Annotated in this window: 22 protein-coding genes and 1 pseudogene; 8 read left to right on the plus strand and 15 right to left on the minus strand. The window is 68.7% G+C overall.

Annotation, left to right across the window (positions count from 1 at the left end):
* The first annotated feature begins 9 nt into the window (after positions 1 to 9).
* The gene (locus ACNQQL_RS02075) at positions 10 to 972 is read left to right on the plus strand and encodes a zinc-binding alcohol dehydrogenase family protein (protein WP_347063027.1); all 963 of its coding nucleotides are present in this window, start codon (positions 10 to 12) and stop codon (positions 970 to 972) included.
* Between the two features lie 118 nt (positions 973 to 1090).
* Here ACNQQL_RS02075 and ACNQQL_RS02080 read toward each other — a convergent pair whose 3' ends face one another.
* The 5 genes and pseudogenes from ACNQQL_RS02080 to ACNQQL_RS02100 form a co-directional block, all read right to left on the minus strand.
* A complete protein-coding gene (locus tag ACNQQL_RS02080; RefSeq protein ID WP_347063028.1) occupies positions 1091 to 2182 on the minus strand; it encodes a porin in 1092 nt (363 codons plus the stop codon).
* A gap of 71 nt (positions 2183 to 2253) precedes the next feature.
* A complete protein-coding gene (locus ACNQQL_RS02085) occupies positions 2254 to 3321 on the minus strand; it encodes an ABC transporter ATP-binding protein (protein WP_105389920.1) in 1068 nt (355 codons plus the stop codon).
* Positions 3314 to 5086 carry an iron ABC transporter permease gene (locus ACNQQL_RS02090; RefSeq protein ID WP_347063029.1) on the minus strand — a complete coding sequence of 591 codons (1773 nt, stop codon included), beginning with the start codon at positions 5084 to 5086 and terminating at the stop codon, positions 3314 to 3316. Before ACNQQL_RS02090 ends, ACNQQL_RS02085 begins: the two co-directional genes overlap by 8 nt.
* A gap of 100 nt (positions 5087 to 5186) precedes the next feature.
* Positions 5187 to 6287, minus strand: coding sequence for an ABC transporter substrate-binding protein (locus tag ACNQQL_RS02095; protein WP_347063030.1), 1101 nt, complete (start codon positions 6285 to 6287; stop codon positions 5187 to 5189).
* A 218-nt stretch (positions 6288 to 6505) separates the two neighbouring features.
* Positions 6506 to 6694, minus strand: a pseudogene (locus ACNQQL_RS02100) (PLP-dependent aminotransferase family protein); the annotation flags it as partial.
* A gap of 104 nt (positions 6695 to 6798) precedes the next feature.
* Between ACNQQL_RS02100 and ACNQQL_RS02105 the strand changes: the two are divergent.
* Positions 6799 to 7470 carry a response regulator gene (locus ACNQQL_RS02105; protein WP_047903423.1) on the plus strand — a complete coding sequence of 224 codons (672 nt, stop codon included), beginning with the start codon at positions 6799 to 6801 and terminating at the stop codon, positions 7468 to 7470.
* 83 nt (positions 7471 to 7553) lie between these two features.
* Positions 7554 to 8972: a sensor histidine kinase gene (locus tag ACNQQL_RS02110; RefSeq protein WP_347063157.1), complete on the plus strand. Its 1419-nt coding sequence runs from the start codon at positions 7554 to 7556 to the stop codon at positions 8970 to 8972.
* Between the two features lie 172 nt (positions 8973 to 9144).
* On the opposite strand, the gene ACNQQL_RS02115 is transcribed toward ACNQQL_RS02110, so the two are convergent.
* The 8 genes from ACNQQL_RS02115 to ACNQQL_RS02150 form a co-directional block, all read right to left on the minus strand.
* Positions 9145 to 10011 (minus strand): MOSC domain-containing protein, encoded by an 867-nt coding sequence (locus tag ACNQQL_RS02115; RefSeq protein ID WP_347063031.1) that lies wholly within the window; start codon positions 10009 to 10011, stop codon positions 9145 to 9147.
* A gap of 93 nt (positions 10012 to 10104) precedes the next feature.
* Positions 10105 to 11058 carry an ABC transporter substrate-binding protein gene (locus tag ACNQQL_RS02120; protein WP_347063032.1) on the minus strand — a complete coding sequence of 318 codons (954 nt, stop codon included), beginning with the start codon at positions 11056 to 11058 and terminating at the stop codon, positions 10105 to 10107.
* A 37-nt stretch (positions 11059 to 11095) separates the two neighbouring features.
* Positions 11096 to 12277, minus strand: a complete 1182-nt coding sequence (locus tag ACNQQL_RS02125) for a cytochrome c (protein WP_347063033.1) — start codon at positions 12275 to 12277, stop codon at positions 11096 to 11098.
* Positions 12278 to 12327: 50 nt separating this feature from the next.
* The gene (locus ACNQQL_RS02130) at positions 12328 to 13155 is read right to left on the minus strand and encodes an ABC transporter ATP-binding protein (protein ID WP_347063034.1); all 828 of its coding nucleotides are present in this window, start codon (positions 13153 to 13155) and stop codon (positions 12328 to 12330) included.
* Positions 13149 to 14246 carry an ABC transporter permease gene (locus tag ACNQQL_RS02135; RefSeq protein WP_347063035.1) on the minus strand — a complete coding sequence of 366 codons (1098 nt, stop codon included), beginning with the start codon at positions 14244 to 14246 and terminating at the stop codon, positions 13149 to 13151. Before ACNQQL_RS02135 ends, ACNQQL_RS02130 begins: the two co-directional genes overlap by 7 nt.
* 4 nt (positions 14247 to 14250) lie before the next feature.
* Positions 14251 to 15285 carry an ABC transporter substrate-binding protein gene (locus tag ACNQQL_RS02140; protein ID WP_347063036.1) on the minus strand — a complete coding sequence of 345 codons (1035 nt, stop codon included), beginning with the start codon at positions 15283 to 15285 and terminating at the stop codon, positions 14251 to 14253.
* 30 nt (positions 15286 to 15315) lie between these two features.
* On the minus strand, positions 15316 to 16155 hold the full coding sequence (locus ACNQQL_RS02145) for a class II aldolase/adducin family protein (protein ID WP_347063037.1): 840 nt from the start codon (positions 16153 to 16155) through the stop codon (positions 15316 to 15318).
* 20 nt (positions 16156 to 16175) lie between these two features.
* Complete coding sequence (locus ACNQQL_RS02150; RefSeq protein ID WP_204422825.1) at positions 16176 to 17261, minus strand: LLM class flavin-dependent oxidoreductase; 1086 nt, start codon at positions 17259 to 17261, stop codon at positions 16176 to 16178.
* Between the two features lie 322 nt (positions 17262 to 17583).
* On the opposite strand from ACNQQL_RS02150, the gene ACNQQL_RS02155 reads away from it, so the two are divergent.
* Positions 17584 to 18921, plus strand: a complete 1338-nt coding sequence (locus ACNQQL_RS02155) for an acyl-CoA dehydrogenase family protein (protein ID WP_347063038.1) — start codon at positions 17584 to 17586, stop codon at positions 18919 to 18921.
* Positions 18922 to 18982: 61 nt separating this feature from the next.
* On the opposite strand, the gene ACNQQL_RS02160 is transcribed toward ACNQQL_RS02155, so the two are convergent.
* Entirely contained in the window at positions 18983 to 19957 is a 975-nt protein-coding gene (locus ACNQQL_RS02160; protein ID WP_347063039.1) for a LysR family transcriptional regulator, read from the minus strand.
* A gap of 17 nt (positions 19958 to 19974) precedes the next feature.
* On the opposite strand from ACNQQL_RS02160, the gene ACNQQL_RS02165 reads away from it, so the two are divergent.
* Positions 19975 to 20541, plus strand: coding sequence for a cysteine dioxygenase (locus tag ACNQQL_RS02165; protein WP_347063040.1), 567 nt, complete (start codon positions 19975 to 19977; stop codon positions 20539 to 20541).
* 104 nt (positions 20542 to 20645) lie between these two features.
* On the plus strand, positions 20646 to 22271 hold the full coding sequence (locus ACNQQL_RS02170) for a rhodanese-related sulfurtransferase (RefSeq protein ID WP_347063041.1): 1626 nt from the start codon (positions 20646 to 20648) through the stop codon (positions 22269 to 22271).
* 67 nt (positions 22272 to 22338) lie between these two features.
* Here the strand turns inward: ACNQQL_RS02170 and ACNQQL_RS02175 are convergent, their stop codons facing one another.
* Positions 22339 to 23484: a glycerophosphodiester phosphodiesterase gene (locus ACNQQL_RS02175; protein WP_347063042.1), complete on the minus strand. Its 1146-nt coding sequence runs from the start codon at positions 23482 to 23484 to the stop codon at positions 22339 to 22341.
* A gap of 381 nt (positions 23485 to 23865) precedes the next feature.
* Between ACNQQL_RS02175 and ACNQQL_RS02180 the strand changes: the two genes are divergently transcribed.
* Together ACNQQL_RS02180 and ACNQQL_RS02185 are read left to right on the plus strand one after the other, a co-directional pair.
* Positions 23866 to 24930, plus strand: coding sequence for a phytoene/squalene synthase family protein (locus tag ACNQQL_RS02180; RefSeq protein ID WP_204422830.1), 1065 nt, complete (start codon positions 23866 to 23868; stop codon positions 24928 to 24930).
* A 478-nt stretch (positions 24931 to 25408) separates the two neighbouring features.
* Positions 25409 to 26629: a porin gene (locus tag ACNQQL_RS02185; RefSeq protein WP_347063043.1), complete on the plus strand. Its 1221-nt coding sequence runs from the start codon at positions 25409 to 25411 to the stop codon at positions 26627 to 26629.
* Positions 26630 to 26680 lie beyond the last annotated feature (51 nt).

Consider the following 26680-nt stretch of genomic DNA (forward strand, 5'->3'; position numbering starts at 1 on the left):
GGAGCCACCATGAAAGCCGCAGTCGTGAAGGGCGCCGGCGAGCGCCCCGTTTATATGGAATTCGAGGAGCCGCGCGCGACGCCGGGCCACCGGCTGGTCGACGTGACGGCATCCGCGTTGAGCCGGCTGGCGCAGGGGCGCGCCTCGGGCACGCATTATTCGTCCGGCGGGCAATACCCGTTCGTCGTGGGCGTCGATGGCGTCGGCCGTCTCGACGACGGGCAGCGCATCTATTTCTTCGGTGCGCCGGCGCCGTTCGGCGCAATGGCCGAACGCACGCTCGTGCCCGACACGCAGTGCGTGCCGCTGCCGGCCGCGCTCGACGACGTGACGGCCGCGGCGATCGCGATTCCCGGGATGTCGTCGTGGGCCGCGCTGACCGAACGCGCGCGGCTGGTGGCAGGCGAGACGGTGCTCGTCAACGGCGCAACGGGCACGTCGGGCCGGCTGGCGGTGCGGATCGCGAAGCATCTCGGCGCCGCGAAGGTGATCGCGACAGGCCGCAACGCGGCCGCGCTGGACGCTTTGCTGAACGCCGGCGCGGACGCCGTCGTGTCGCTGCAGCAGGACGATACGCATCTGGCGCGCGCGCTCGAACCGCATTTCCGCGAGGGCGTGGATGTCGTGCTCGACTATCTGTGGGGTGCCAGCGCGCAGACGCTGCTGGTTGCCGCGGCGAAGGCGGCGCCCGATGGCCGCCGGCTGCGTTTCGTGCAGATCGGCTCGATGGGCGGCGCGGACATGCTGCTGCCGGGCGCGGTGCTGCGCGCAACCGCAATCGAACTGATGGGCAGCGGCCTCGGCAGCGTGCCGCTGCCGCGTTTGCTGGACTCCGTGCGCGGCGTGTTCGACGCGGCCGGCCCGGCGCGGCTGACGATCGAGACGCGCGCCGTGCCGCTGTCGGATGTAGGCGAACACTGGGGCGATGCAAACAGTCTCGTGCGTCCGGTGTTCATGATGCACGGCGCGTGAGCGGCGACCGAACCGCAGCGGGCCGGACGCAGCGCGATGAACGAGCCGCGCGGCGACGACCGGCCATCCGTCGTGATGCCGCCGCGCGTGGGGGGAAAGCAGGGTGGCCGCGTCGGGCTCAGAACCGCTGCTGAATCCCCGCCGTCACGCCGACCTGCGTCGTGCCGTATCCCGCGAAATCGCGCGACACGCCGACCTTCTGGTCGTGCTTCGCAATCGCGAACGCGCCGGCCGCGTACAGCACCGTGCGCTTCGACAGCGCGTAGTTCGCGCGCAGCGACACGAGCGTCGGATCGGCGTCGGTGCCGCCCTTGATGTTCTGGTGATAGACGGCCGCGATCAGCGAGAACGTCGGCGTGAACTGGTACGACCCGCCGACCCAGACCATGTCGCTCAACTGGTTCGCCGCCGTCGTGCGGAACGTGCGTTTGTAATTGCGATAACCGGCCATCGTCTTCAGGTTGCCGAAGTCGTAGCTCAGGCCCGCGTGGATGCCCTGGATGTAGTTGACCGTATCGGCCGGCGTGACGCTGTCGGCCGCGCCGTTCTGCCGGTCGAACGTGACCACGGCCGCGAACGGGCCGGTCTCGTAGCCGAGCGCGAAATCGTATTTCGAGCTGGTTTTCACGCTGCCCGGCACGTTGCCGAAGCCGTACAGCGCGCCGAACTTGAAGCCGCTGAATTCGCCGTCGTAGCGCACCGCGTTCGACGAGCGCGTGAACAGGCCGTCCTTGCGGCCGCCCGTCGCCATCGACGAGGTCGCCCACGAGTAGTTCTGCGCGTAACCCATCGGGTCGAACGGCAGCATGTAGTCGTACGTGACGGTGAAGTTGCGGCCGAGCGACAGCTCGCCCCATTTGCCTTTCAGGCCGACCGTCGCGCGGCGCGCGAAGATCGAGTCGGGGCCGTCGTCGAAGGCGCCGTTCGCGAGATCGATCCCGCTTTCGAGGCGGAAGATCGCCTTCAGCCCGCCGCCGAGATCCTCGACGCCGCGCAAGCCCCAGCGCGACGTGTTCTTGTTGCCGGACTTCAGCTTGAACGAGTTGCCGCCCTGCGGCGCCGCGTGGTTCGTGTATTCGATGCCGGCATCCATGATCCCGTACATCGTGACGGACGACTGCGCGTGCGCGGCGTGCGCGGCGATGCAGGCCGCGGCGGCCGAGCTCGTGAGGACTACTGTGCGAAACGAACGTTCTGCGCGTGACTTCATTGACGGTGTCTCCTTGGTTCTTGTGGGTTGGGTGAAACAGGCGCGGCGGCGCGCGGGCCGCCGCGATCGGGTCAGCCCGCTTTCGCGAACGCCCAGCAGTCGTTGGTCGGGAATTCGAGCCAGTGCTTGCCGGCCGCGCGCGGCACGTGGCCGAACGCGCGCAGGCGCATGTCGCCGCAATGGAACAGGTATTCCCAGCGGTCGCCGAGATACATCGACGTGACGAGGTCGGCCTGCAGCCGGTTCGCGCCCGGGCCGTCGGCGACCTGCACGCGTTCGAGGCGGATCACGGCCTGCGCGTCCTGGCCCGGCGCGAACGTGTCGCGCGCCATCGCGCGGATTTCCCAGCCGTCGCCGGCAAGCGTCACGCATTCGCCGTCGATCGCGGCGACGCGCGCGTCGATCCGGTTGTTGCTGCCCATGAACTCGGCCGTGTACAGCGAGCGCGGCGCGCCGTACAGCTCGGCCGGCGTGCCTTCCTGCTCGATGCGGCCGTTGCGCAGCAGCAGGATGCGGTCGGACATCGCCATCGCCTCGGTCTGGTCGTGCGTCACGCACAGTGCCGATAGCCCGAGCGACACGATCAGCTCACGCAGCCACGCACGCGCTTCCTCGCGCAGCTTCGCGTCGAGGTTCGACAGCGGCTCGTCGAGCAGGATCACCGGCGGGTTGTAGACGAGCGCGCGCGCGATCGCGACGCGCTGCTGCTGGCCGCCCGACAACTGATGCGGAAAGCGTTCCGCGAGATGGCCGAGGCCGAGCTGGTCGAGCGCGGTCTGCACGCGGCGCTTCTGTTCGGCGGGTGCGACGCGGCGCAGCTTCAGCCCGTAGCCGACGTTCTCGGCGACGGTGCGGTGCGGCCACAGCGCGTACGACTGGAACACAAGGCCGAGCGAGCGCTGCTCGACGGGCAGGTCGACGCGCTTCGCGCCGTCGAAGAACACGCGGTCGTCGAGCTGGATGCGGCCGTCGGACGGCTGTTCGAGGCCGGCCACCGCGCGCAGCAGCGTGGTCTTGCCGCTGCCCGATGCGCCGAGCAGGCACACGACTTCGCCGGCCTTCAGTTCGAACGACACGCCCTTGAGGATCGGATTGGCGCCGTAGCTGAGATGCAGATCGTCGACGATGAGCTTATCCATGAAGTTTCACTCCGAAACGCAGGGCCACGCCGAGACCGGCGCCGACCATCGCGATGTTGATGACAGAAAGCGCGGCAACCTGGTCGACGGCGCCGGTCGCCCACAGCGACACGAGCAGCGCGCCGATCACTTCGGTGCCGGGCGACAGCAGGTAGACGGCCGTCGAGTATTCGCGCTCGAAGATCATGAAGATCAGCAGCCACGCGGCGAGCAGGCCGAAGCGCACGAGCGGCAGCGTCACGTCGAGCGACACGCGGCTGCGCGTCGCGCCGACGCTGCGGCCGGCTTCCTCGAGCTCGGGGCCGACCTGCAGCAGCGCGCTCTGGATGAGCCGCATCCCGTATGCGAGCCACACGACCGTGTATGCGATCCAGATGCTCCACATCGAGTTCTTCAGCTCGCGCAGGCCGGGGACGAACAGGAAGATCCACAGGAACGCGAGACCGGCGAGCAGGCCGGGCACCGCGCGCGGCAGCAGCACCAGATAGTCGAGCAGCTTGGTCGCCCAGTCGGGGCGGCGATGGCCGGCGAACGCGACGAGCGAGTAGAAGCCGACCGCGAGCGCACCGCCGATCACGCCGATGCCGAGCGTGTTGACGATCGCGCGCACCAGGTTGTCCTGCTCGAACAGCTCGATGAAGTTCGACAGCGTCAGCACTTCGGCGAGCGCGACGCCTTCGCCCCAGTTGGTCACGAACGCGCGCAGCACGATGCCCGAGATCGGCACGATCACGGTCAGCATCAGCCACAGCGCGACGATCGCGAGCGCGACCCAGCGCCACACGCCGAGCGGCAGCACCGTCGCGCGGCCGGCCTTGCCCTTCACCGTGACGAAGCGGTTGGCGGTTTTCAGCAGGCGGCGCTGCAGCAGCACGAGCGGGAACGTGATCGCGACGATGCACACCGCGACCGCGGCCATCAGGTGATACGACGGCACGCCGAGCTTGTTGGTCAGCTTGTACAGGTAGGTCGCGAGCACGAGGTGGCCTTCCGGATCGCCGAGCACGAGCGGCAGCCCGAACACCTCGAAGCCGAGGAAGAACACGAGCACGCCGGCGAACAGCAGCGCGGGCATCGTCATCGGCAGGCTCACGTCGAGCGCGACGCGGAACGGGCGGGCGCCCGTCACGCGCGCGGCTTCCTCGACGTCCGAGCCGAGGTTGCGCAGCGCGGCCGACGAATACAGATACACGTGCGGCACGTGCGTGAGGCCGACGATCACGGTGATCGCTAAGATCGAATAGACGTTCCAGGGCACGTTTTGCACCCCGAACAGTTCCTTGAACCACACCGAGTAGAAGCCGACCGGGCCGGCCGCGACCACGTAGCCGAACGCGAGCACCATCGGCGACACGAACACGGGCGTGAGAAGCAGCGGTTCGAGCCAGCGGCGGCCGGGCAGGTCGGTGCGCACCATCAGGAACGCGAGGATGCCGCCGAGCGGGATCGAGATGAACAGCATCCCGCCGGCGATGATGAACGAGTTCTTCACGGCCGACCAGAAGTCGGGATCGCTGAAGATGAAGCGGAAACCTTCGACGCCGAGCGTCTTGTTCGCGTCGAAGAACGGCGCGGACAGCAGGCTCTGGAACAGGATGAAGCCGAGCGGCAGCGCGACCGCGATGGTCAGTACCGCGACGACGATCCAGCGCAGCATGCCGGCGAGCGGCTGCAGGCTGTTGACCGGCAGCGGGGGAATCGCGCCGCCTTGGCCGGTGGTAGGCGCCACGGCCGGCGCCGTTGAGCGTGTGCTGGTTGAAAGCATGAGTTCGCCCCTGCGGCCATCCGGATGGCCGCCTCTAGGAAGTCGGTAAGGGGAAGCGGCCGCCCGCGCGATGCGTGGCGGGCGGCCGGCAGTCAGCGGATCAGCGCTTGATCGCCTGCTGCCATTGCTTCAGGAAGGCAAGGCGCTTCGACTGGTCGAGATAGACGAGCAGGCCGGTGCCGATCTGGATCGGCTTCAGCGAATCGCCGAGCTCCTTCGTCAGGCTCGCGGCCGACGTTTCGCCCGTAACGTCCGCGCGGATCGCGTACAGGTTCGCCTGGTTCGCGATCAACGTCTGGCCGCGCTTCGACAGCAGGTAGTCGACCCACAGCTTCGCGGCGTTCGGGTTCTTCGCCTTCTTCGAGATCGTCGCGAGGCGGCTTACGACCTGCGTGTAGTCCTTCGGAAACACGTAGCCGATCGACTTGTCCTTCTTCGCCTTCGCGTACGCATACGAACCGATGATGTTGTAGCCGATCAGGTTCTCGCCCGACGAGATCCGCTCCATCATCGCGCCCGTGCTCGACTGCAGCTTCGGGCCGGTCGCGCCGATCGCCTTCACGAGTTCCCACGTGACCTTCTCGTTCACGTGTGCGTCCTGCGTCAGGTAGTTGAAGCCGACGCCCGATTTCTCGATGTCGTAGGTCGTGACCTTGCCCTTGAACTTGTCGGGTTGCGACGTGAGCAGCTTGATCAGGTCGGCGCGCGTTTTCGGCACTTCGTTTTCGGGAATCAGGCGCTTGTTGTAGACGATCGCGAGCGGCTCGAAGGTCGTGCCGTACGCCTGCTTCTGGTATTGCGCCCATTGCGGCACGTTCGGGCTTTCGGGCGAATCGTAGGACGCCATCAGGCCGTCGTTGACGAGCTTGACCTGCAGGTCCATCGCCGAGCTCCACAGCACGTCGGCGCTGGTGCTGCTCGCCGCGTTCTCGCTGATGTAGCGGTTGTACAGCTCGGTGCTGTTCATGTCGTTGTACTCGACCTTGACGCCGTACAGGCTTTCGAAGTCCTTGATCAGCGGACGCACGAGGCCCGTGTCGGTCGTCGAGTAGACGATCAGCTTGCCTTCCTTCTTCGCGGCGTCGATCACGCCCTGGTAGTTACCCGGATACCCGGCCGGAACCTGCGCGACGGCGCTGCCGGCGGCAGTGCCCAGGACGATCGCCAGCGCGGCGGCGAGGTGCTTCGGTGCAAACGGCATGTCTTCCTCCAGTTACCCATAGATGTTGTTCGAGTGACGCGGATGTTAATTGCGAGGCACTTTCAGCCTGCTTTCATTCCGGTTCACAATCGCGTCCTTTGTGTCATGGATTTCCCGAGGTCGAAACGACGGAGGCCGCGGTTTTCGCGGCGCGCGGGGCGGTTTGAAAAGGAAAGGCAGCGGGGTGCCGCCGGACGCGGCAACGATGGCAAAGGCGGCTATGCGGGTTGCGCCAGCAGCTTTGCGAGGATCCGGCCGCCATGCCGCGCGTGCGCGGCCGTCAGTGCCGAATATCCGACGACGACACCCGCTTCGCACTCGGCGCTTCGACAGAATCCGCGGATCGTCTGCAACGCGATGCCGGCCGCGTGGGCCTGCGCGACGTACGATGCGTGGTCCATCCCGGGCGCTGCGGGTTCGCAGGGGCGGCGCAACCGGTGTTTCCGCGAGGCGTCGACATGGAAAGGATCATGTAATGTAGCGGCCTGTCGCTGACCTTACCGGAATCCCCATGCGTGTGCTGCTCGTCGAAGACAATCCGAACCTGGCCCAGTCGCTGAACGACGCGCTGAGCGCCGCGCGCTTCGCGGTCGATCACATGGCGGACGGGGAGGCGGCGGACCACGTGCTGCGCACGCAGGATTACGCGCTGGTGATCCTCGATCTGGGGCTGCCGAAGCTCGACGGGCTGGAGGTGCTGCGGCGGCTGCGCGCGCGGCGCAATCCGGTGCCGGTGCTGATCCTCACCGCGCACGGATCGGTCGAGGACCGCGTGAAGGGGCTCGATCTCGGCGCCGACGACTATCTCGCGAAGCCGTTCGAGCTGACCGAACTGGAAGCGCGCGCCCGCGCGCTGATCCGGCGCAGCCTCGGCCACGAGCACTCGCGCGTCGAATGCGGGCCGCTTTCGTACGACAGTATCGACCGCAGCTTCCACCTCGCGGGCGAACCGCTGTCGCTCACGCCGCGCGAGCGCTCGGTGCTCGAGGTGCTGATCCTGCGCAACGGCCGCGCGATCAACAAGGAAACGCTGTCGGAGAAGATTTTCGGGCTCGACGAGTCGGTCAACGCCGACGCGATCGAGATCTACGTGTACCGGCTGCGGAAGAAGCTCGAGAACACGGGCGTCGCGATCGTCACGCTGCGCGGGCTCGGGTATCTGCTCGAAGCGAAGGCAGTATGAGTTACGACCCCCGCGCTCACTGGCGTTCGCTGCCCCCCAAGGGGGGCGCACGGCTTCCTTGGGGCGGCCCGGCGGGAGCCATGGTGACCCGCCCGAACCTGCGCACGCAGGTCGCGTTGTGGCTGCTGCTGCCGCTGCTCGGCCTGCTCGCGCTCGACTCGTGGCTCACGTACCAGCGCGCGATGAGCGCCGCGCACGTCGCGTTCGACCGCACGCTGTCGTCGTCGCTGAAGTCGATCCGCGAAGGCGTGCGGCTCAACGACGGCGAGATCGAGGTCGACCTGCCGTATCTCGCGCTCGAAATGCTCGAATCGAGCGACGGCGGCAAGATCTACTACCTGATCCGCGAGGACAACGGCCGCACGATCACCGGCTATCCGGACCTGCCGCTGCCGCAGGGGCGCGACGCCGGCGACGGCGCGCTGTTCGTCACGCGCTACTACGACGTCGTCTATCGCGGCGAGCAGTTGCGGATGGCGGCGCTGCGCATACCGGTGCATGACGTGCCGACCGCGCAGTCGCGCATCGTGTGGGTGATGGTCGGCGAAACGATCGAGGCGCGCCAGGCGCTCGCCCGCGAGATCCTGGTGGGCTCGCTGCTGCAGGAAGGGCTGCTCGTCGTGCTCGCGCTCGGGATCGTGTGGCTCGGCGTCGGGCGCGGGCTGCGGCCGCTGAACCGGCTGTCGGCGACGGTCGCCGCGCGCAGCGAGGACGACCCGACGCCGCTCGACACCGGCGCGATGCCGAGCGAGCTTGCGCCGCTCGTCGATTCGATCAACCAGTACATCGGCCGCACGCAGCGGATGCAGGTCGCACGGCGCCGCTTCTTTGCCGATGCGGCCCATCAGTTGAAGACGCCGCTCGCGGCCGTGCAGGCCGGCGTCGAGCTCGCGCTGCGGCCCGACGAGCAGCCGCGCGCGAACGGTCACCTGCGGCGCGCGAACGGCGCGGTGCGGCAGGCCGCGAAGATCGTCCAGCAACTGCTGTCGCTGTCGCGGCTCGATTCGGACAGCGGCCATGCGGTCGCGCACAAGCCGGTCGCGCTGCATCGCGTCGCGCGCAGCGTGACGCTCGACTGGTCGCCCGTCGCACGCTCTCGCGACATCGATCTCGGCTTCGAGCACGAGGCCGACGTCAGCGTGCACGGGCAGTCCGACCTGCTCGGCGAAATGATCGGCAACCTGATCGACAACGCGATCCGCTATGCGGGCGACCATGCGGTGATCACGGTGCGCGTGTCGCGCGACGGCGAACAGGCGCGGCTCGACGTGATCGACAACGGGCCGGGCATTCCGGCGGACGAGCGCGACGCGGTGTTCGAGCGCTTCCATCGCGGCAGCAAGACGCAGACGGTCGAAGGGACGGGGCTCGGGTTGTCGATCGTGCGGGAGATCGCACGCGTGCACCAGGGCAGCGTGACGCTCGCCGATGCGGCGGGCGGCGGGCTGGTCGTGACGATCCGGCTGCCGGCGGCGAACGATGCGGAGCCGCGCGTCGCGTGACGGCGGGTGTTGTACGACGAGGATCCGCGCACCGAGTCACTGCTCCGCAAGCGTGATTTGGCGACCGTTGTCGACCCGTCACGCACGTTCCGGCACGAACCGCCGGCGTCGGCCTGCGAGCCGGATCGTAGGCTTCGCGGCTTCGCAAGCTACAGAATTCCGCGAGCGCGCCTCAATCGCCGAACCCGATCTCCGCTTCGACCGTCTGGCCGACTTCGAGCCACGCGCCGGCGCCTTCGACGACGATCGCGTTGATGCCGAACGTCAGCGCATCGTCGTAGTTCGGGTTCGCGCGATAGGTCTGCATCGTGTCGGTCGGTTCGTGCGGCCATGCGGGATCGGGCGCGCCGGTGACCTGGTCGATCGTCGGCATCGGGCAGCGCGTACACAGCTTCACGAGGCGCAGCCGCACCGGCGTCGCGCCGTCGGTGTCGAGGTGTTCGACGAAATCCTCTTCGTATGCATCGAGATCCGACACGACGATGTTCGGGCGGAAGCGGTTCATCGGGATCGGCGGCGCGCCTTTCGCGACGAGCCGCGCGTTCAGGTCGTCGAGCGACGACTGGCCGATCACGAGCAGCGGATAACCATCCGCGAACTGCGTGTGCGTGTCGATCTCGCCGGTCCATTTGCGGTTGCAGCCGCGGCGTGCGTCAGGCCCGAAGCGCGCGAGCCTGGTGGGCATGCCGAGGAATTCGGTGAGCCATGCGGCCGGTTCGGCGCCCGTGTCGATCGCATCGACCGTGTCGCGCCAGACGGTCGCGGCCATTTTCGGCGTGGCGGGCGTCACGTCGCCGTCGAGTGGCGTGCGGATCTCGCGCATGCCCGGTGCGTTCAGCACGAGAGCATCGCTGTCGAGCGCGGTGCGGATCAGCGCGAGGCGCGGGTGCGTGCGCTGCGTGATCATCTGCCCGTCGGGATCGGTGATCAGCCAGTGGCGGTCGTATGCGAGGCCCGTTTCGAGCAGTTGCGCACGCGGCAGCGCGATGCCGGCGCAGGATTTGATCGGGTAGACGAAAAGTTCGCTGATGGCTGGCATGGCGCTGGCTTCGAATGACGTGGAGGATCAAAGCGCGATTGTGCCAGATCGTGCGGAAGCCGTTCGGGCGGTTGCGTACCGCCGGGCGGCCGGTCATGCGAGCGGGAAACCAGCGTCGAAGGTCGTGCGCACGTCGAGCGGCTGGCGCAGCAGCCCGGCCTTCAGATAGAAGTCGGCCGTGCGCTGCTGTTCGGCGATCACCGTCGCATCGATCGGCAGCCAGCGCGTGTTCCGCCGCTCGAACTGCAGCTTCGCGGCTGCCGGCGGAATGCCGATGATGCGTGCGAGCGCCGCGGAATACGCGTCGACATGCCGGTACGACCAGGCCTGCGCGCGCACGACGCGCCGCAGGAAATCGTGCAGCACGTCGCGCTTCGACGCGATCGCCTCGTCGGTCGCCGCAAGATAGCTGAGGCCCGACCACAGCCCGCGGCCGTTGACGAGCACGCGCGCTCGGCCGCTCGTTTCGGCGAGCGCCGTGTAAGGTTCCCACGTCGCCCATGCGTCGATCGATCCGGTTGCGAGCGCAAGCATCGTGTCGGCCGGCGGCAGGAAGCGGAACGACACGGCATCGGGCGGCAGGCCGGCCGCGTCGAGCGCCTTCAACGTGACGAAATGGCCGATCGAGCCGCGCGTGGTGCCGATGCGCTTGCCCTTCAGGTCGGCCGCGCCTTTCAGCGCCACGTCGGGCCGCACGAGCACGGCCGTGCCGTATGGATCGGAGCGGTTCGCGCCGATCACCTTGATGCGTGCGCCCGACGCGAGCGCGAAGATCACCGGCGCATCGCCGATCGGCCCGCAATCGACGGCGGCCGCGTTCAGTGCTTCGGCGAGCGGCGCGGCGGCCGGGAACTCGGTCCATGCGATGTCGTACGCGAGGCCGTTCAGTTCGCCGGCCGCTTCGAGCAGCGCGCGCAGCCCGCCTTTCTGGTCACCGGCGCGCAGCAGCGGCCGTGCGCCCGATTGCGCGCGCAGCGCGGCTGGGGCCGCGGCGATCGTGGCGAGGGCGCTCGTCTGTGCGAGGAAATGGCGTCGGGTCGGATTCATCGTGAAGTTCGGTCGATCGAAAGAGAGGTTCGGGAACTCAGTGCGGAAGCCCGGCCTGCACGTCGCGTACGGGTTCCGCGTCGACGCGCAGCAGCAGCGCGGTCAGCGGGTCGCCGTTCGCGGCGGCCGCGGCCGGCCGCGCAGCGGCATCGGAACGACACAGTAGGTCGGCATCCGACCAGCCGGCGCTGCCCGGCAGCGCGCGTGCCCGCAGCCAGCCGCGCCGGTCGGCGAGCAATTGCGTGCCGCCGAGCGCGTCGGGCGCGACGCCGGCAATCGTCGCGAACGCGAGCCATGCATCGGGCGTCGACGCGACGCAGTTCGCACGCGTATCGGTTGCCGGCGGCACGGCCGCGCCGTGTGCCGTGACGAGCAAGGTTTGCCAGCGCGCGTCTTCCGGCGGTGGCGTGGCACCCGGCGCGAGCGCGACGATCCGCACGCGCTGGCCGTCGCGCCAGCGATCGAGCGGTTGGGGCGCCGCGCTGCCGCAACGCACGTCGAGCGCCGGCAGCGGGACGGGCACGGGCCACGCGCCTTCGGCCTGCGCGCCGCTGCCTGCAGAGAGCGCTTTCAGGTAGTCGAGCACGGCCCACGTGTCCTGCGGGCCGAGCGTCGCGGCGAAGCCGGGCATCGTCGGTGCGCCGTGTTCGTCGTGCGTGCCGTGGCGCACGCGCCAGAACAGTTCGCCGTCGAGGCGACGGGCGAGCAGCGAGCCGGCAAAGGTCGGCGGCCAGTGCGCGAGCGTGGCCGCGAGCGGGCCTTCGCCACGGCCGTCCGCGCCGTGGCAGGCCGCGCAGTGTTGCGCATACAGATGCGCGCCGCGCATCACGTTCGTCACCGAAAACGGCGCGGGATCGCGCTGGAAACTCGTCGGCACGGCGGGCGCGAGCCACAGCGACGACGGCGGCCACGGTGCGAACCATGCAACGGCGAGCGCGGCGATCGCGGATGCGAAGCGCCGTTTGCGCGAAGCGAGCGCGATGCTGGCGAGCACGACGGCCAGCGCCGTCGCCGCACAGGCGAACGCGAGTTGTCGCGTGAGTCCCGCGTCGATGCGCAGCGTCTCGAGCGCGATCCGGTGTGTCCACGGCCATGCGGCCTGACCGTCGGCGTCGCCGGTCAGGCCGAGTGCGTGCAGCACGCGCGCCAACGCGACTTGCGCGCGATACAGCAGTTGCAGGAATGCGAGCGCCCAGTCGGAGAACGGCGGCGTGTTCATCGCACACGTCTTTGCCGTGCAAAGGCCAAGCGTCGAACGGCACCCTGCATCTACCAGCTCGCATCCAGCCCGAGATGCCGCAGCGCATCGTGGCGCAGTTCGGCGAGGCGCGGGTCGCCGCGATGGCGCGGGTAGGGCAGGTCGACGTGCAATTCGGCGACGATCCGTGCCGGACGCGGCCCGAACACGATCACGCGCTGCGCGAGAAACAGCGCTTCCTCGACATCGTGCGTGACGAGCAGCGCGGAGAACCCGTCGCGTTGCCACAGCGCGGTCAGCTCGGCCTGCATCGTGAGCCGCGTCAGCGAATCGAGCTTGCCGAGCGGCTCGTCGAGAATCAGCAGGCGCGGATCGTTGACGAGCGCACGGGCGAGCGCGACGCGCTGCGCCATCCCGCCGGACAACTGATGCGGAAATACGTTCGAGAATTCCTGCAGCCCGACGCGTGCGAGCGCATCGTCGACGCGATGCTGCGCGACACGCGCCACGCCGCGCGCTTCGAGGCCGAGCGCGACGTTCGCACGCACGCGTCGCCACGGGTACAGCGTCGGGTCCTGGAACACGACGATGCGTGACGGATCGGGGCGCTCGATCGGTACGCCGTCCTGCGCGATCGTGCCTTGCCGCGCGGCGTCGAGGCCCGCGACGAGGCGCAGCAGTGTCGATTTCCCGCAGCCGCTCGGGCCGAGCAGCGCGACGAATTCGCCGGCCGCGACCGACAGCGTGACGTTGTCGAGCACCGGCAGCGGGCCGCCGGGGCCGTCGAACGCATGGCTCACGCGGCGGATGTCGATGCGCGCGCCGCGCGGCGCCGTGATGGTGGACGAAGCGGCGGGCGAAGCGGCAACGGACGGTTCGAGTACGGCGGCGCTTACCATTTGACGGTTCCTTTCTGCCACGCGAGCACGCGGTCGCGCACCGCGAACAGCAGCGCGATCAGCCCGGAAAACAGCAGCGCCATCACGATCAGCGCCGCATACATGTTCACGTACGATGCCCAGCCCTGCGCCCAGCTCAGGTACCAGCCGAGCCCCGACTTGACGCCCATCATCTCGGCGACGACCAGCACCGTGAACGATGCGCTCAGCCCCATGAAGATGCCGACGAACACGTGCGGCAGCGCGGCCGGAATCGCGACGCGCAGCACCAGGAAGCGCGCGTTCGCGCCGAGCGTGCGCGCGACGTCGTAATACTGCTTGTTGACGCTCGCGACGCCCGACCACGTCAGCACGGCGACCGGGAAGCCGGTCGACAGCGCGATCAGGAACGCGGCGGCCGAATAGCTCGACGGGAAGAAGTAGAACGTGAACGGCAGCAGCGCGGTGGCCGGCACGGGGCCGAGCATGCGCAGCACCGGATGCACCCAGTAGCCGATCCGGCGCGACCAGCCGATCGATACGCCGACGGCAAAGCCGACCGCGACGCCGTACGCGAATCCGAGCGCGAGCAGCTTCAGCGTGTTGCCGGCGCTGCCGAGCAGTCGCGGCCAGTCGTCGACATACACCTCGATCAGCGCCTGCGGCGGCGCGAAGAACGGTGTCGGCAGCCAGCCGGTTTTCGCGGTGACGATTTCCCATGCGGCGAGCACGAGCGGCAGCGCGACGAGCCATGGTCCGGCCGGACGCACGCGCGCGAGCCGCGTGCGCGTCGCGGGAACGAAATGGCCGAGCGTCGCGACGACGAGCAGCAACGCGGCGATCGTCCATGCCGCCGCGCCGAACGTGTCCGTATATGCCCAGTCGGTGAAGCCGACGACGCGGTTCGGCCACAGTTGCGTGAGCGCGCCGAGCGCGGCCCACGCGAACGCGGCGACGATGCCGGTCGGCCAGGTGCGTGCGCGGCGGGCGTCGGCGGCCAGCGTGGCTTCGCAGGCCGTGCAGGCGATGCGGGCGGACGCAGTGGACGCAGCGGCGCCGTCGGCCGGTGCCGATGCGGCGCGCGCGGGGGAGGCGTGTTCGATCGTCGACATCGCGTCACCCCAGCACGTTCGCATAGACCTGTTGCGCGAAGCGCTGCGGGTCCGTGCTTTTCTTCAGCACGCTGATGCGGCGGAAATCGTCCGCATAGAACGCGATTTCTCGCTGCAGGTCGACGTTGGTCGGGTGATGCGTGTAGGTGAGCGTCGCGTACAGCTTGCGCAGGTCGTCGGGGCTGATCTTCGGCGAATACTTCGCGAATACCTTCGCGGCTTCGTTCGGGTTGTCGTGCGTGTACTCGGTCGCCTGCACGATTGAACGCGCGAGCGCGGCGGCGGCCGGCCGGTCGTTGCGCACGAGATCGCCGCGCGCGCCGATCACGCAGCACACCTTGCGCGCGTATTCGCCGGACAGGTTGGTCGCGAGTTCCGTATACGCGCCGTTGCTGCGCTTCTCGAGCAGGAAGAGATTCGGGTCGCCGTCGGCGATCGCGTGGATCTCGGCCTTGTCGACCGCGACGCCGAGCAGGTCGGCCGGATACTGCCGCCACGTGATGTCGCGCTCGGGATCGATCCCGTTCTTCGCGAGCAGGATCGAGAAAAAGTGCTTGCCGGGCGCGGCGAGATCGCTGACGCCGACCGTCTTGCCCTTCAGCGCCTGCAGCGTCGTGACGCCGGCCGCCTTCGCGCCGACCAGCCGCACGCAGCCGCCGTGCGAGCTGCCGATGATCTTCACGTCGAAGCCGGCTTCGAGCGGTTTAAGCCAGCGATGGATCATCCCGACCGCCGCGTCGGCCTTGCCGGTCGCGATCGATTCGAGCAACTGGTCGGTCGACCCGCTGTAGTTGATCAGGTCGACCTTCAGGCCGTTCTTCTCGAAGAAACCTCGCTCCTGCGCGACGACGATCGGCGTCAGGCAGAACGCGTTCTGGTTCCACGCGAACGTGAGCCTCTTCAGCGGCGGCGCGGACCAGGCCTTGCGGCCGAGCGTGATCGCCGGCGCGGCGAGCGCGGCGGCGCCGGCCGCGCGCAGCAGCCGACGGCGTTTGTCGTCGTGCGCGATGGCCGGCGCGGGTGCGGTGGGGTGGGTCATGGTCTGGTCTCCGGTCTTGCGGAAAGGCGCTCAGTCGAGCAGGTCGGGTTCGTCGGCGACGACGCGCGCGAACAGGCTGTCGAACGCATGCAGTGCGCCTTCGGGGCCGCCGATCTGGCTATGCGTATGGCGGGCCGTCGCATGATCGATCGGCTGCGGCGTGCCGGCCGCTTCGGCCAGCAACTGCGTGTGCGCGGCGTTGTCGAGCGCGATGTACCACCACGCGGCGGCCTCGACCGTCGGGCCGGCCGTCAGGATTCCGTGGTTCTTCAGGATCACGCCCTTGTGCGTGCTGCCGTCCGGTTTTGAAAGCGCGTGCGCGATCCGCGCGCCTTCGCTCGTGTCGACGACCATCCCCGTGAAGTCGTCGAACAGCGCGTGATCCTCGTAGAACACGCACGCGTCCTGCGTCAGCGGATCGAGCGGGCGGCCGAGCGTCGACCACGCCTTGCCGTAGGTCGAATGCGTGTGCGCGGCGGCGACGACGTGCGGATGGGCTTCGTGGATCGCCGCATGGATCGCGAACGCGGCCTTGTTCAGCGGCCGCGTGCCGATCGCGGTTTCGCCCTGCGCGTTGACGAGCAGCAGGTCGGACACCTTGATCTGCGAGAAATGCACGCCGAGCGGATTCACCCAGAAATGGTCGGGCAACTCCGGATCGCGCGCGGTGATGTGGCCGGCGAGCCCGGACGCGAAACCGTAGCGCGCGAACAGGCGGAATGCGGCCGCGAGCCGTTCCTGCCGGTGGCGGCGTTCGGCGGCGACGTCGTTGCGCGGCGCGGGCGGGTCGAACCAGAAATGCTGGCGCGGCGCTTCGGCGAGCACGAGTCCCGAGGCGGTACGGACGGGCGTGGCGAGGACGGCGGACATGGCGTGCGGCTCCGTTGGCGTCATGCGGCGCGCCGTGCCGCGTCGCGTTCCGCGACAGCGCTGCGCACGCGCGGAATCAGTTCGCGGCCGTAGTCGATCGCGTCTTCGAGCGGATCGAAGCCGCGGATCAGGAACGTCGTCACGCCGAGGTCGTAGTAGTCGAGCAGCGCGTCGGCGACCTGTTCGGGCGTACCGACGAGCGCCGTCGAGTTCGAGCGCGCGCCGGTGAGCTTCGCGATCTCGGTCCACAGCCGCTTGTCGACGCGCGAGCCGCGTTCGGCCGCGGCGAGCAGGCGGCGCGCGCCTTCGCTCTGCTGCGGGCCGCCGGCGCCGAGGCCGGCCGCTTCGCGCAGCCGCCGCGTTTCGTCGAGGATGCGATGCGCGCGCGCCCACGCTTCGTCCTCGGTCGCGGCGAGGATCGGGCGGAACGATACGGAGAAACGTACCTGCCGGCCGTGCCGAGCGGCTTCGGCGCGCACGCGCGCTGTCAGGTCGCGCACCTGGTCGAGCGATTCGCCCCACAGCGCGTAGACGTCCGCGTGCTTGCCGGCCACCGCGAGCGCGGCTTCCGATGCGCCGCCGAAGTAGATCGGTACGTGCGGCTGCTGGAACGGCTTCACTTCCGAAAAACCCTGCTTGAACCGATAGTGCGCGCCGTCGTGATCGAACGGCTGTGCCTCGGTCCAGATTCGCCTCAGGATGCCGAGGTATTCGTCGGTACGCGCATAACGCGCGTCGTGGTCGAGGAAATCGCCGTCGCGCTGCTGCTCGCTGTCCGAGCCGCCGGAGATGAAGTGCACGGCGAGCCGGCCGCGGCTGAACTGGTCGAGCGTCGCGATCTGCCGCGCGGCAAGCGTCGGCGCGGTGAAGCCCGGGCGATGCGCGAGCATGAAGTGGATGCGTTCGGTCGCGGCTGCCGCGAACGCGATCGTCAGCGTCGCCGACGGGCCGGTCGAGTGATGCGGCACGAGGATCCGGTCGAAGCCGGCCGTTTCATGGGCGCGCGCAAAGTCGCGCACATAGTCGGGATCGACCACGGGGCCGGACGGCGGGTGGATTTCCGACTGCTTCTGGCTCTGGATCATGCCGATGAATTCGACGCTCATCTGGGTCTCCGGTGCAGGGATGGCCCGGCGCACGGCCGGGCAGGAATGGAGCGCAGGTTAACGCCGCGATCATGCGGAATGGAAATAATCAATCCCGATTTGAATATCAGATTTGCATGGTTTGGGTGGCTGTGGGTTGCGCATACGCTGTGGGCTCACGAACGATCGGGTGGGCGCGCGTTCAACACCGTTCAACGTCGCCGACTTCACGCGGAACCGAGCCGCGTGACGATCGATCACCGCTATTGCGGCTTTTGTCGCGGTGGCCGCCTTTGTGTCGCCTCTGCGTCGCCTTTGCGTATTACCCAGGGAATCTGTCTCGATGTCCGCCAGCCTTGCCGCTTCCTCACCGACGCCGCAGCCGCCTTCGCTGCGCCTTCTGCCTGCCGACGACGCCGACGATGCAGAAGACGCGCGCGTCGCCGCGCTGCTCGACCGCCTCGCCCCCGAACTCGCCGCCGACGCCACGCGCAACGACGTCGACGGCCGCTTTCCGCACGAGAACTTCGCACGGCTGCATCGCGCGGGGCTGATCGCGCAGGTCGTGCCGCGCGAACACGGCGGCGCGGGCGCGACGCTCGCGCGGGCGAGCCGGATCGTGGCCGCCGTCGCGCGCGCCGATCCGGCGACCGCGCTGGTGCTGACGATGACGTATCTGCAGCATCGCGCGCTCGGCCGTGCCGACAGCCGCTGGCCTGCCCAGGTGCGGCGCGCGGTGTTCGACAGTGCGGTCGCGCAAGGCGCGCTGATCAACGCGCTGCGCGTCGAGCCGGCGCTCGGTTCGCCGTCGCGCGGCGGCCTGCCGGAGACGGTCGCGCGCCGCGACGGCGACGGCTGGCGGTTGTCCGGCCACAAGCTGTACAGCACCGGGATTCCCGCGCTGCGCTGGCTGGCCGTGTGGGCGCGCACCGACGAACCGGAGCCGCGGGTCGGCGTGTTTCTCGTGCCGCGCGACCGTGATGCCGACGGCGACCGCATCCGCGTGATCGAAAGCTGGAATCACCTCGGCCTGCGCGCATCGGGCAGTCACGAGGTGGTATTCGACGATATGCGGCTGCCGGCCGACCACGCGGTCGACGTGCGCGCGCCGCACGCGTGGGCCGTATCGGCCGGGACTCATGCGGATGCCGACGCGCACGCCGACCAGCACGCGTGGATGGTCGCGCTGCTCGGCAGTCTGTACGACGCGGTGGCGCGCGCGTCGCGCGACTGGCTGCTCGGATTCGCGACGACGCGTGCACCGAGCGGGCTCGGTGCGCCGCTCGCGACGCTGCCGCGGGTGCAGGAAGCGGTCGGCGAAATCGAGGGCTGGCTGTACACGAACCGCGTGCTGCTCGACGATCACATCTCACGCGCCGACGCCGGCAACGCGCCGTCGGTCACGACGAGCGGCCTCGTCAAGCGGACCGTGACCGAGCACGCGATCCGCGCGGTCGAGCAGGCGCTGAAGCTGTCGGGCAATCACGGGCTGAGCCGCGGCAATCCGCTCGAACGCCACTATCGCGACGTGCTGTGCAGTCGCGTGCATACGCCGCAGGACGACGCGATCGCGGTGACGGCGGGGCGTGAGGTGCTCGAGGCGGCGAGTCGGGGTGACACGAAAGCGGACGCGCGCGGGGCGTCGCGCAACGAGGTCGAACGCAGCCGAAACGATGCGTGAGCGGTGCAGCGCTGCGGGGGAAACGAACAGGGCGGCGCGAAGCAGACGCCGCCCCGTACGGTCATGCAGCCTTGCCGTGCGCCTGCTCGGGCAACGCGAACGCCGCGCGCGCATGCGCGGCGACGGCCGCGAGCGGCGCGTCGAAGCGCGCGGCATCGTGCCGGCGCAGCAGCCACAGATCGATCTGCGGCTTGAAATCGGCGAGCGGCACGATCTCGAGCGCGTCGCGCAGCGGGCTGCCTTCGACGAGCGGCTGCGGCATCAGCCCGATGCCGAAGCCGTTCGCGACGCTCTGCAGTTGCAGGTCGCGGCCGTAGGCGTCGAGCGTGACCGGCATCGGCAGGCCCTGCGCGTCGAGCGCGCGCCGCAGGCCCGCGCGAAAGCCGCAACCGTCGGGATTGAGCACCCAGCCGCGCGCGTGGCAATCGGCGAGCCGGTAGCTGCGGCGCGGCCAGTCGCCCTTGCGGCCGACCGCGACGAGCCGCGTGGCCAGCAGCCGTTCGCCTTCGACGTACGGCGGCAGCACCATCTCGCGCGCGAGGAATACGAGCGCGGCATCGAGTTCGCGGCGTGCGACGCGCTCGACGAGCATGCCGCCCCACGCGGTCGTGACCTGCGTCGCGAGCGCGGGCCACTGCGCGGTGAGTTCGGCGATGAGCGCGGGCAGCATCAGTTCGCCGAGCCCCTGCGTGAGCCCGATCCGGAATTCGCCGGCGGGCGGCTGCTGGCCGGCCGTCAGTTCGCGCAGCGCATCGACTTCGCGCAGGATCGCGCGACACTGCTCGAATACCTGCCGGCCGATGTCGGTCGGGCGCGGCGGCTTCGTGTTGCGATCGAGCAGGATCACGCCGAGCGCTTCCTCGAGATTCTGCACGCGCCGCGTGATCGCGGGCTGCGTCATCCCGAGCTCGGTAGCGGCCTGGCTCAGGGTCTGGCAGCGGACGACCGCTGCAAAAGCGTCGATATCGCTAATTTTCATGTTTGTTCTGCATGGTCTTTCGGGTGCATCATGACGATCCATCATATTCGGCATCATATTCGAGGAGGCAGCCGATGAGTACGCTTTCGTTGCATCAGACGCCGCTGCGTCCGTTCGTCGACGGTCTGGGCGCGCTGCTCGCGTCCGGCGCGAACGAGGCGCGCATCCTCGACGAGGGCGGCACGCTGCTCGCCGCGCTCGTCGAACACGACGACTGGCTGCCCGACGCATTCGCGCAGCCCGATCCCGCGCGTTATCGGCAGTACCTGCTGTATCTCGACCCGGACGAGCGGTTCTCGATCGTCAGCTTCGTGTGGGGGCCCGGCCAGACGACGCCGATCCACAACCACACGGTGTGGGGGCTGATCGGGATGCTGCGCGGCGGCGAGTTCTCGCAGCCGTACCGGTTCGACGAAGCGGGCAAACCCGTGCCGGCGGGCGAAGCCGTGCGGCTGCAGCCGGGCGAGATCGAGGCCGTGTCGCCGCGCATCGGCGACGTCCATCGCGTGACCAACGCATTCGACGACCAGGTATCGATCAGCATCCACGTGTACGGCGCGAACATCGGCAAGGTCGAGCGCGCGGTGTACCTGGACGACGGCACCGTGAAGCCGTTCGTGTCGGGCTATTCGAACGCCTGATGCAGCGCCCGCCGGCGTGGCCCGTTGCGAGCGTGCACCGGCGGGCCCGAGATTCATCCGTTTCGCTTTCTTCACCGACTTCAACAGAATCCGACAGAGACACCGTGACGCAATCCGCCGATTCCACCTTCCGCTTTCCCGTCGCGTCGTACCAGGATGTACGCACGCGCCTGCTTGCCCGCGACGAGCTCGCGCTGATCGACGTACGCGAGGAAGATCCGTACGCGCAGGGCCACCCGCTGTGGGCCGCCAACTTTCCGCTGTCGAAACTCGAACTCGACGCGTGGACGCGGATTCCGCGCCGCGACACGCCGATCGTCGTGTTCGGCGAAGCGGGCGGCGAGGATCTCGCGCCGCGCGCGGCCGCGAAGCTCGCGCAGCTCGGCTATACCGACGTGCGGCTGCTCGACGGCGGCCTCGCGGGTTGGCTGGCCGCGGGCGGCGAACTGTTCATCGACGTGAACGTGCCGAGCAAGTCGTTCGGCGAATGGGTCGAGGCCGAGCGGCATACGCCGTCGCTGTCCGCGCAGGAAGTGCGGGCGCTGATCGACGCGAAGGCCGATGTCGTGATCGTCGACGCGCGCCGTTTCGACGAATACCAGACGATGAACATCCCGACCTCGACGAGCGTGCCGGGCGCGGAACTCGTGCTGCGCGTGCGCGCGCTCGCGCCGAATCCGCACACGCAGGTGGTCGTCAACTGCGCGGGCCGCACGCGCAGCATCATCGGCACGCAGTCGCTGGTCAACGCGGGGCTGCCGAACCCGGTCGCGGCACTGCGCAACGGCACGATCGGCTGGACGCTCGCCGGCCAGACGCTCGAGCGCGGCGCGGCGCGACGCTTTCCGGACGAGATCGACGCGACGCAGCGCGCCGAGGCTCGCCAGGCTGCACGCGCGGTGGCCGAACGCGCCGGCGTGCCGCGCATCGCGCTCGCGGACGTCGCCGCGCTCGACGAGCCGGGCCGCACGCTGTACCGCTTCGACGTGCGCACGCCGGAGGAATACGAAGCCGGCCACCTGCCGGGCTTCCTGGGCACGCCGGGCGGCCAGCTCGTGCAGGAGACCGACCATCACGCGGCCGTGCGCGGCGCGCGGATCGTGCTCGCCGCCGACGACGGTGTGCGCGCGGACATGACCGCGTCGTGGCTCGCACAGATGGGCTGGGATGTGCGCGTGGTCGAACCGGCCGGCGCGGCGGCGTTCGGCGAGCGCGGCCAGCCGCCGCGCGACGTGCCGGCGCCGCCGCCCGCGACCGACGTGTCGCCCGCGACGCTCGCGGGCTGGTTGAAGGAAGCCGCGCCCGGCGAACTGGCGATCGTCGACGTGACGGCCAGCGCGAACTACGTGAAGCGCCATATTCCGGGCGCCTGGTTCGTCGTGCGCGCGCAGTTGCGCGACGCGCTCGCGGCGATTCCGCCCGCGAAGCGCTACGTATTCACGTGCGGATCGAGCCTGCTCGCGCGGTTCGCGGCGGACGACGCGCGCGCGCTGCTGCCGGCATCGGCCGACATCTTGGTGCTGACCGGCGGCACGGCCGCCTGGATCGATGCCGGATTGCCGCTCGAAAGCGGCGAGACGCGGCTCGCGTCGCCGCGCGTCGACCGCTACCGGCGCCCATACGAGGGCACCGACAATGCGGCTGCCGCGATGCAGGCGTATCTCGACTGGGAATACGGGCTGGTCGACCAGTTGAAGCGCGACGGCACGCACCACTTCAGCGTGATCTGACCGCTGCGGCGGAACCGGGCGCAGCGGCACGCAGTGCGCCGCGCCTGGCTCCGCACGTCCCGTGCATTCAGCGCTTGAACGTATCGACAGCCGTGCGGCCGACTGCCGGATCGTCGGTGAAGAAGCCGTCGATGCCCGCGCGCAGGTAGGCCTGGATCTCGCGCACCGAGCCGGCCGTGTTGCGCGTGGCCGGCGTGCCGCCGTCCTTCAGCGACGCGGGCAGGAAGTTGTTCTCCGGGCGGAACGTGTACGGATGCACGACGAGGCCGGCCTCATGTGCATAGCGCACGTACGGCGTCGGCTGCTGCAGCGTGCCGTCCGCGGCGACCGCGATGATCGACGTCTTGTACGGGCCGACGCCGTTCGCATAGGTCGCGATCTCGCGCATGCCGTCGCGCGTCGACAGGTCGCCGTAGGTGCGCTTGTCGTTCGCCTTCACGAAGTCGTACGGGCGCTGGCCGGCTTCGTCCATCAGCTGCACGAGCTTCCAGTTGGGCTGGCTCGACTTGATCCGGTTGCGGATCGTCTTCAGGTTCGCGACCTCGAACGACTGGATGTAGACGGTCGCCGTGCGCGACGTGTACGAATCCTTCAGCAGCGCGTCGACGAGGCGATCCTCGAGCGGCAGGTCGATCGACTGGAAGTAGGTCGGATGCTTGGTTTCCGGATACAGGTGAATCGTGCGGCCGGTCTGCGCGGACATCTGCTTCGCGAGCGCGACGATCTCGTCGAAGGTCGGAATCTCGAACTGGTCGTTGTATGCGGTGTTCGCGGGGCGGATCTGCGGAATGCGCTCGCGCGCACGCAGCGTCTTCAACTCGGCGAGCGTGAAATCCTCGGTGAACCAGCCAGTCAATTGAGCGCCGTCGATCGTCTTGGTCGCCTTGCGGCTCGCGAACTGCGGCAGCGCCGACACGTTCGTCGTGCCCGAGATTTCGTTCTCGTGGCGCGCGACGAGCACGCCGTCGCGCGTCGACACGAGGTCGGGCTCGATGACGTCCGCGCCGTCTTCGATCGCCTTGCGGTACGACGCGAGCGTGTGTTCGGGGCGCAGCGCGCTCGCGCCGCGATGGCCGACCACCTGGACCTTCGCGGAAATCGGCTGCGTGGGATCGGACGTCAGGTTGTCGTCGCCGCCGCACGCAGCGAGCAGGAAGGCTGCGGCACAGGCGAACGGGACGTAGCGCAGGGCGCTCGGGCGCGTGAAGAACATGTCGATGAACCTTCGAAACGGGAGTCGGAAAAAACGGGAAAGGGTGCTCGCTCCGCCGGCGCGGCTGTCGTGCCGCGTCGTATGGGATCGAACGGGACGCGATCGTCGCATCGAATAATTACATATGTATTACTTCTGCCTTTCCGTTTTGTTCGGGGCTGCGATGACGGCGGCGGGGAGCGGCGCGGCATCGATGTGCGTGCCGCATTCCGGCCGTCTTGGGCAGGCCTTGCGCCGGATGCACTAAACTTGCGGGAATTTTGCATCGCAGCGCCCGGGCCGACGCCCGCGCGGCGCGACGATGCGGCGACTCGCGAGCCGGCGCGGGCGCCCGGCGCCCGTGTGCGTCCGGGGCCCGCGCCGGCCGATTTTTCCCGACCCATGACGACCCGAACCGATTCCGCCTACCTGCTCGGCGACCTGCTGAAGAACGTTTCCCGCTCCTTCTACCTGACGCTGCGCGTGCTGCCCGACGGCATGCGCGACCCGGTCGGGCTCGCGTATCTGCTCGCGCGCGCGGCCGACACGATCGCCGACACCGCGCTCGTCGCGCCCGATCGCCGGGCCGCGTTGCTGACCGACCTGCGCGACGAGATCGAGCGGCTCGGCGACGGCGCGGCGCTGTCGCGTTCGCTCGACGACGTGACGCGGATGCAGACGGATTCGCACGAGCACGTGCTGCTCGGCTCGATGGAGCCGATGCTCGCGCTGCTGCGCGCGCAGCCGGACGCCGACCGGGCGTCGATCCGCAAGGTCGTCGCGACGCTGACGTCAGGCATGGAATTCGATCTGCGCACGTTCCCGGACGAGCAGTCGGGGCAGGTCGCGTCGCTGCCGACGCGCGACATGCTCGATCGCTACACGTACCTCGTCGCGGGCTGCGTGGGCGAGTTCTGGACCGACATGACGGGCGCGCACACGCGTGCCGCGCGCGGCTGGGATTTGCCGGGCATGCGCGAGAAGGGCATCCGTTTCGGCAAGGCGCTGCAGATGACCAACATCCTGCGCGACTGCGCGAAGGACCTGCGCATCGGCCGCTGCTACCTGCCCGACGACGTGCTGCGCACGCACGGGCTCGGCGTCGCCGACCTGATGCAGCCCGACGCGTCGGCGCGCGCGCGCGGCGTGCTGGTCGACCTGCTGCGCATCGCGCTCGACCAGTATCGCGATGCATGCCTGTATACGCTCGCGATTCCGCGCCGCTTCGTGCGGCTGCGGCTCGCATGCCTGTGGCCGATCATGATCGGCCTCGAAACGCTCGAACTGCTGGCCGGCCACGATGCGTGGCTCGCCCCGGCGAAGCCGGCCAAGGTGCCGAGAAAACGTATCTACCGGATCATGGCGTCGTCGCTCGCGCTGGTCGGCTCGAACACGGCGATCCGTGCGCGGATGACCGCGCTCGCCGATGCGGTGAACGCGCGGCTCGTCGCGCCGGCATCGCGTTGAATGTCGCCGGCGCGCCGCGCCGGCATCGTCCTTCGGCCCGCGTTCGCCGGGCCGCTCCCGTCCGATCTCCCGCGCGCGGACTGAAACGTTTTCATGATTTCGTTTCGCGAAATGTGGGTGTCATGAACGTCAGCGATCCTGCGCGGCGGCGTGAATCGCGGCGTCAGCTGCGATCGCGCATTTGTAAGACGATTTTTTGCCGAAGGCGTCTGACGACATGAGGCGGTCGCGTTGCACCCGTAAAAATGTAAAGCTAGGGTTTTCACCGGGAAATGCCGGGAATGCCCGCCGCGTAAGCGTTTTCAGGTGTTATGTAACTGCTTGGTGAACCCGCGCGTTGCGTCGATCATACGATGACCGACTGCGCGTGTTGGGAAATAATCGGTAATCCGTCAGAATTGCGCCGGCATGTACTCGCACATGTGTCAGTCATAAAACCACACCAGAAAAGAAATCATTCTTTGAGGACGGAGAATCAATGAAAAAGCGCGTCGCTTTCGCCATGACGGCAGCGGGCCTTGCAGCCGCTACCGCCGCCCACGCCCAGAGCAGCGTGACCCTGTACGGTATCGTCGATAACGCCATCGCTTACCAGAACAACTCGTCGGCGACCAGCGCGGTCTCGGGTGGTCACTCGAAGGTGCAGATGGCCACCGGCATTTGGGCAGGCAGCCGCTTCGGCCTGAAGGGCAGCGAAGATCTCGGCGGCGGCACGAAGGCGATTTTCCAGTTGGAAGCCGGCTTCAACGCGAACAACGGTTCGTCGCAGTGGACGAACGGCATCTTCACGCGCCAGGCGTGGGTTGGTCTGACCAACGCAACGTACGGTACGCTGACGGCCGGCCGCCAGTACACCGCGTACTACACGCTGCTGTCGCCGTATAGCCCGACGACCTGGCTGACCGGTTATTACGGCGCGCACCCGGGCGATATCGACTCGCTGGATACCAGCTACCGCGCGAACAACTCGCTCGTCTACATGTCGCCGAAGTTCTACGGCTTCACGGTCGGCGGTTCGTACTCGCTCGGCGGCGTGGCAGGCAGCTTCAACCGCGGCTCGACCTGGAGCGCGGCAGTCCAGTACCTGAACGGCCCGGCAGGCATCGCAGTCGGCTATCAGCGCATCAACAACGCGACGCTCGGCGGCGGCGTGTGGGGCGCGAACTCGACGGCACAAAACGGTCTGGATTCGGCCGGCAACGGTGCGGAGCAGGCCGTGTCGTCGATCAACGGCGGCTACAAGACGGCACAGTCGCAACAGCGTCTCGCCGTGACGGCCGGTTACCAGTTCACGCCGGCGTGGGACATCTCGGTGTCGTACTCGAACGTCCAGTACATCCCGGGCACGCTGTCGGCATTCCGCAACACGGCGATCTTCAACACGGCTGGCGCCGTGCTGCACTGGAAGGCATCGCCGCAGTGGGACTTCGCGGCAGGCTACTCGTACACGGCGGCAACGCAGTCGAACGGTGTTTCGAGCTCGGCCAAGTACCACCAGGTCACGCTGTCGCAGTACTACAGCCTGTCGAAGCGCACGGGTCTGTACGCGGTTGAGGCTTGGCAGCACGCTAGCGGCAACACGATCAGCGGCCTTACCGGCGGCATCGTTAACGCAACGACGTCGATCGGCGACGGCGTGGGCGCGGGTTCGAAGCAGAACCAGATCGGCGCCGGCGTCGGCCTGATCCACCGCTTCTGATGTCGCGCGGCGCGCGAGCGCCGCTCACGGCATGCGGTATGAAAAAAACCG

The organism is Burkholderia sp. LFS061 (assembly GCF_047978125.1).
Lineage (GTDB): Bacteria > Pseudomonadota > Gammaproteobacteria > Burkholderiales > Burkholderiaceae > Burkholderia > Burkholderia pyrrocinia_C.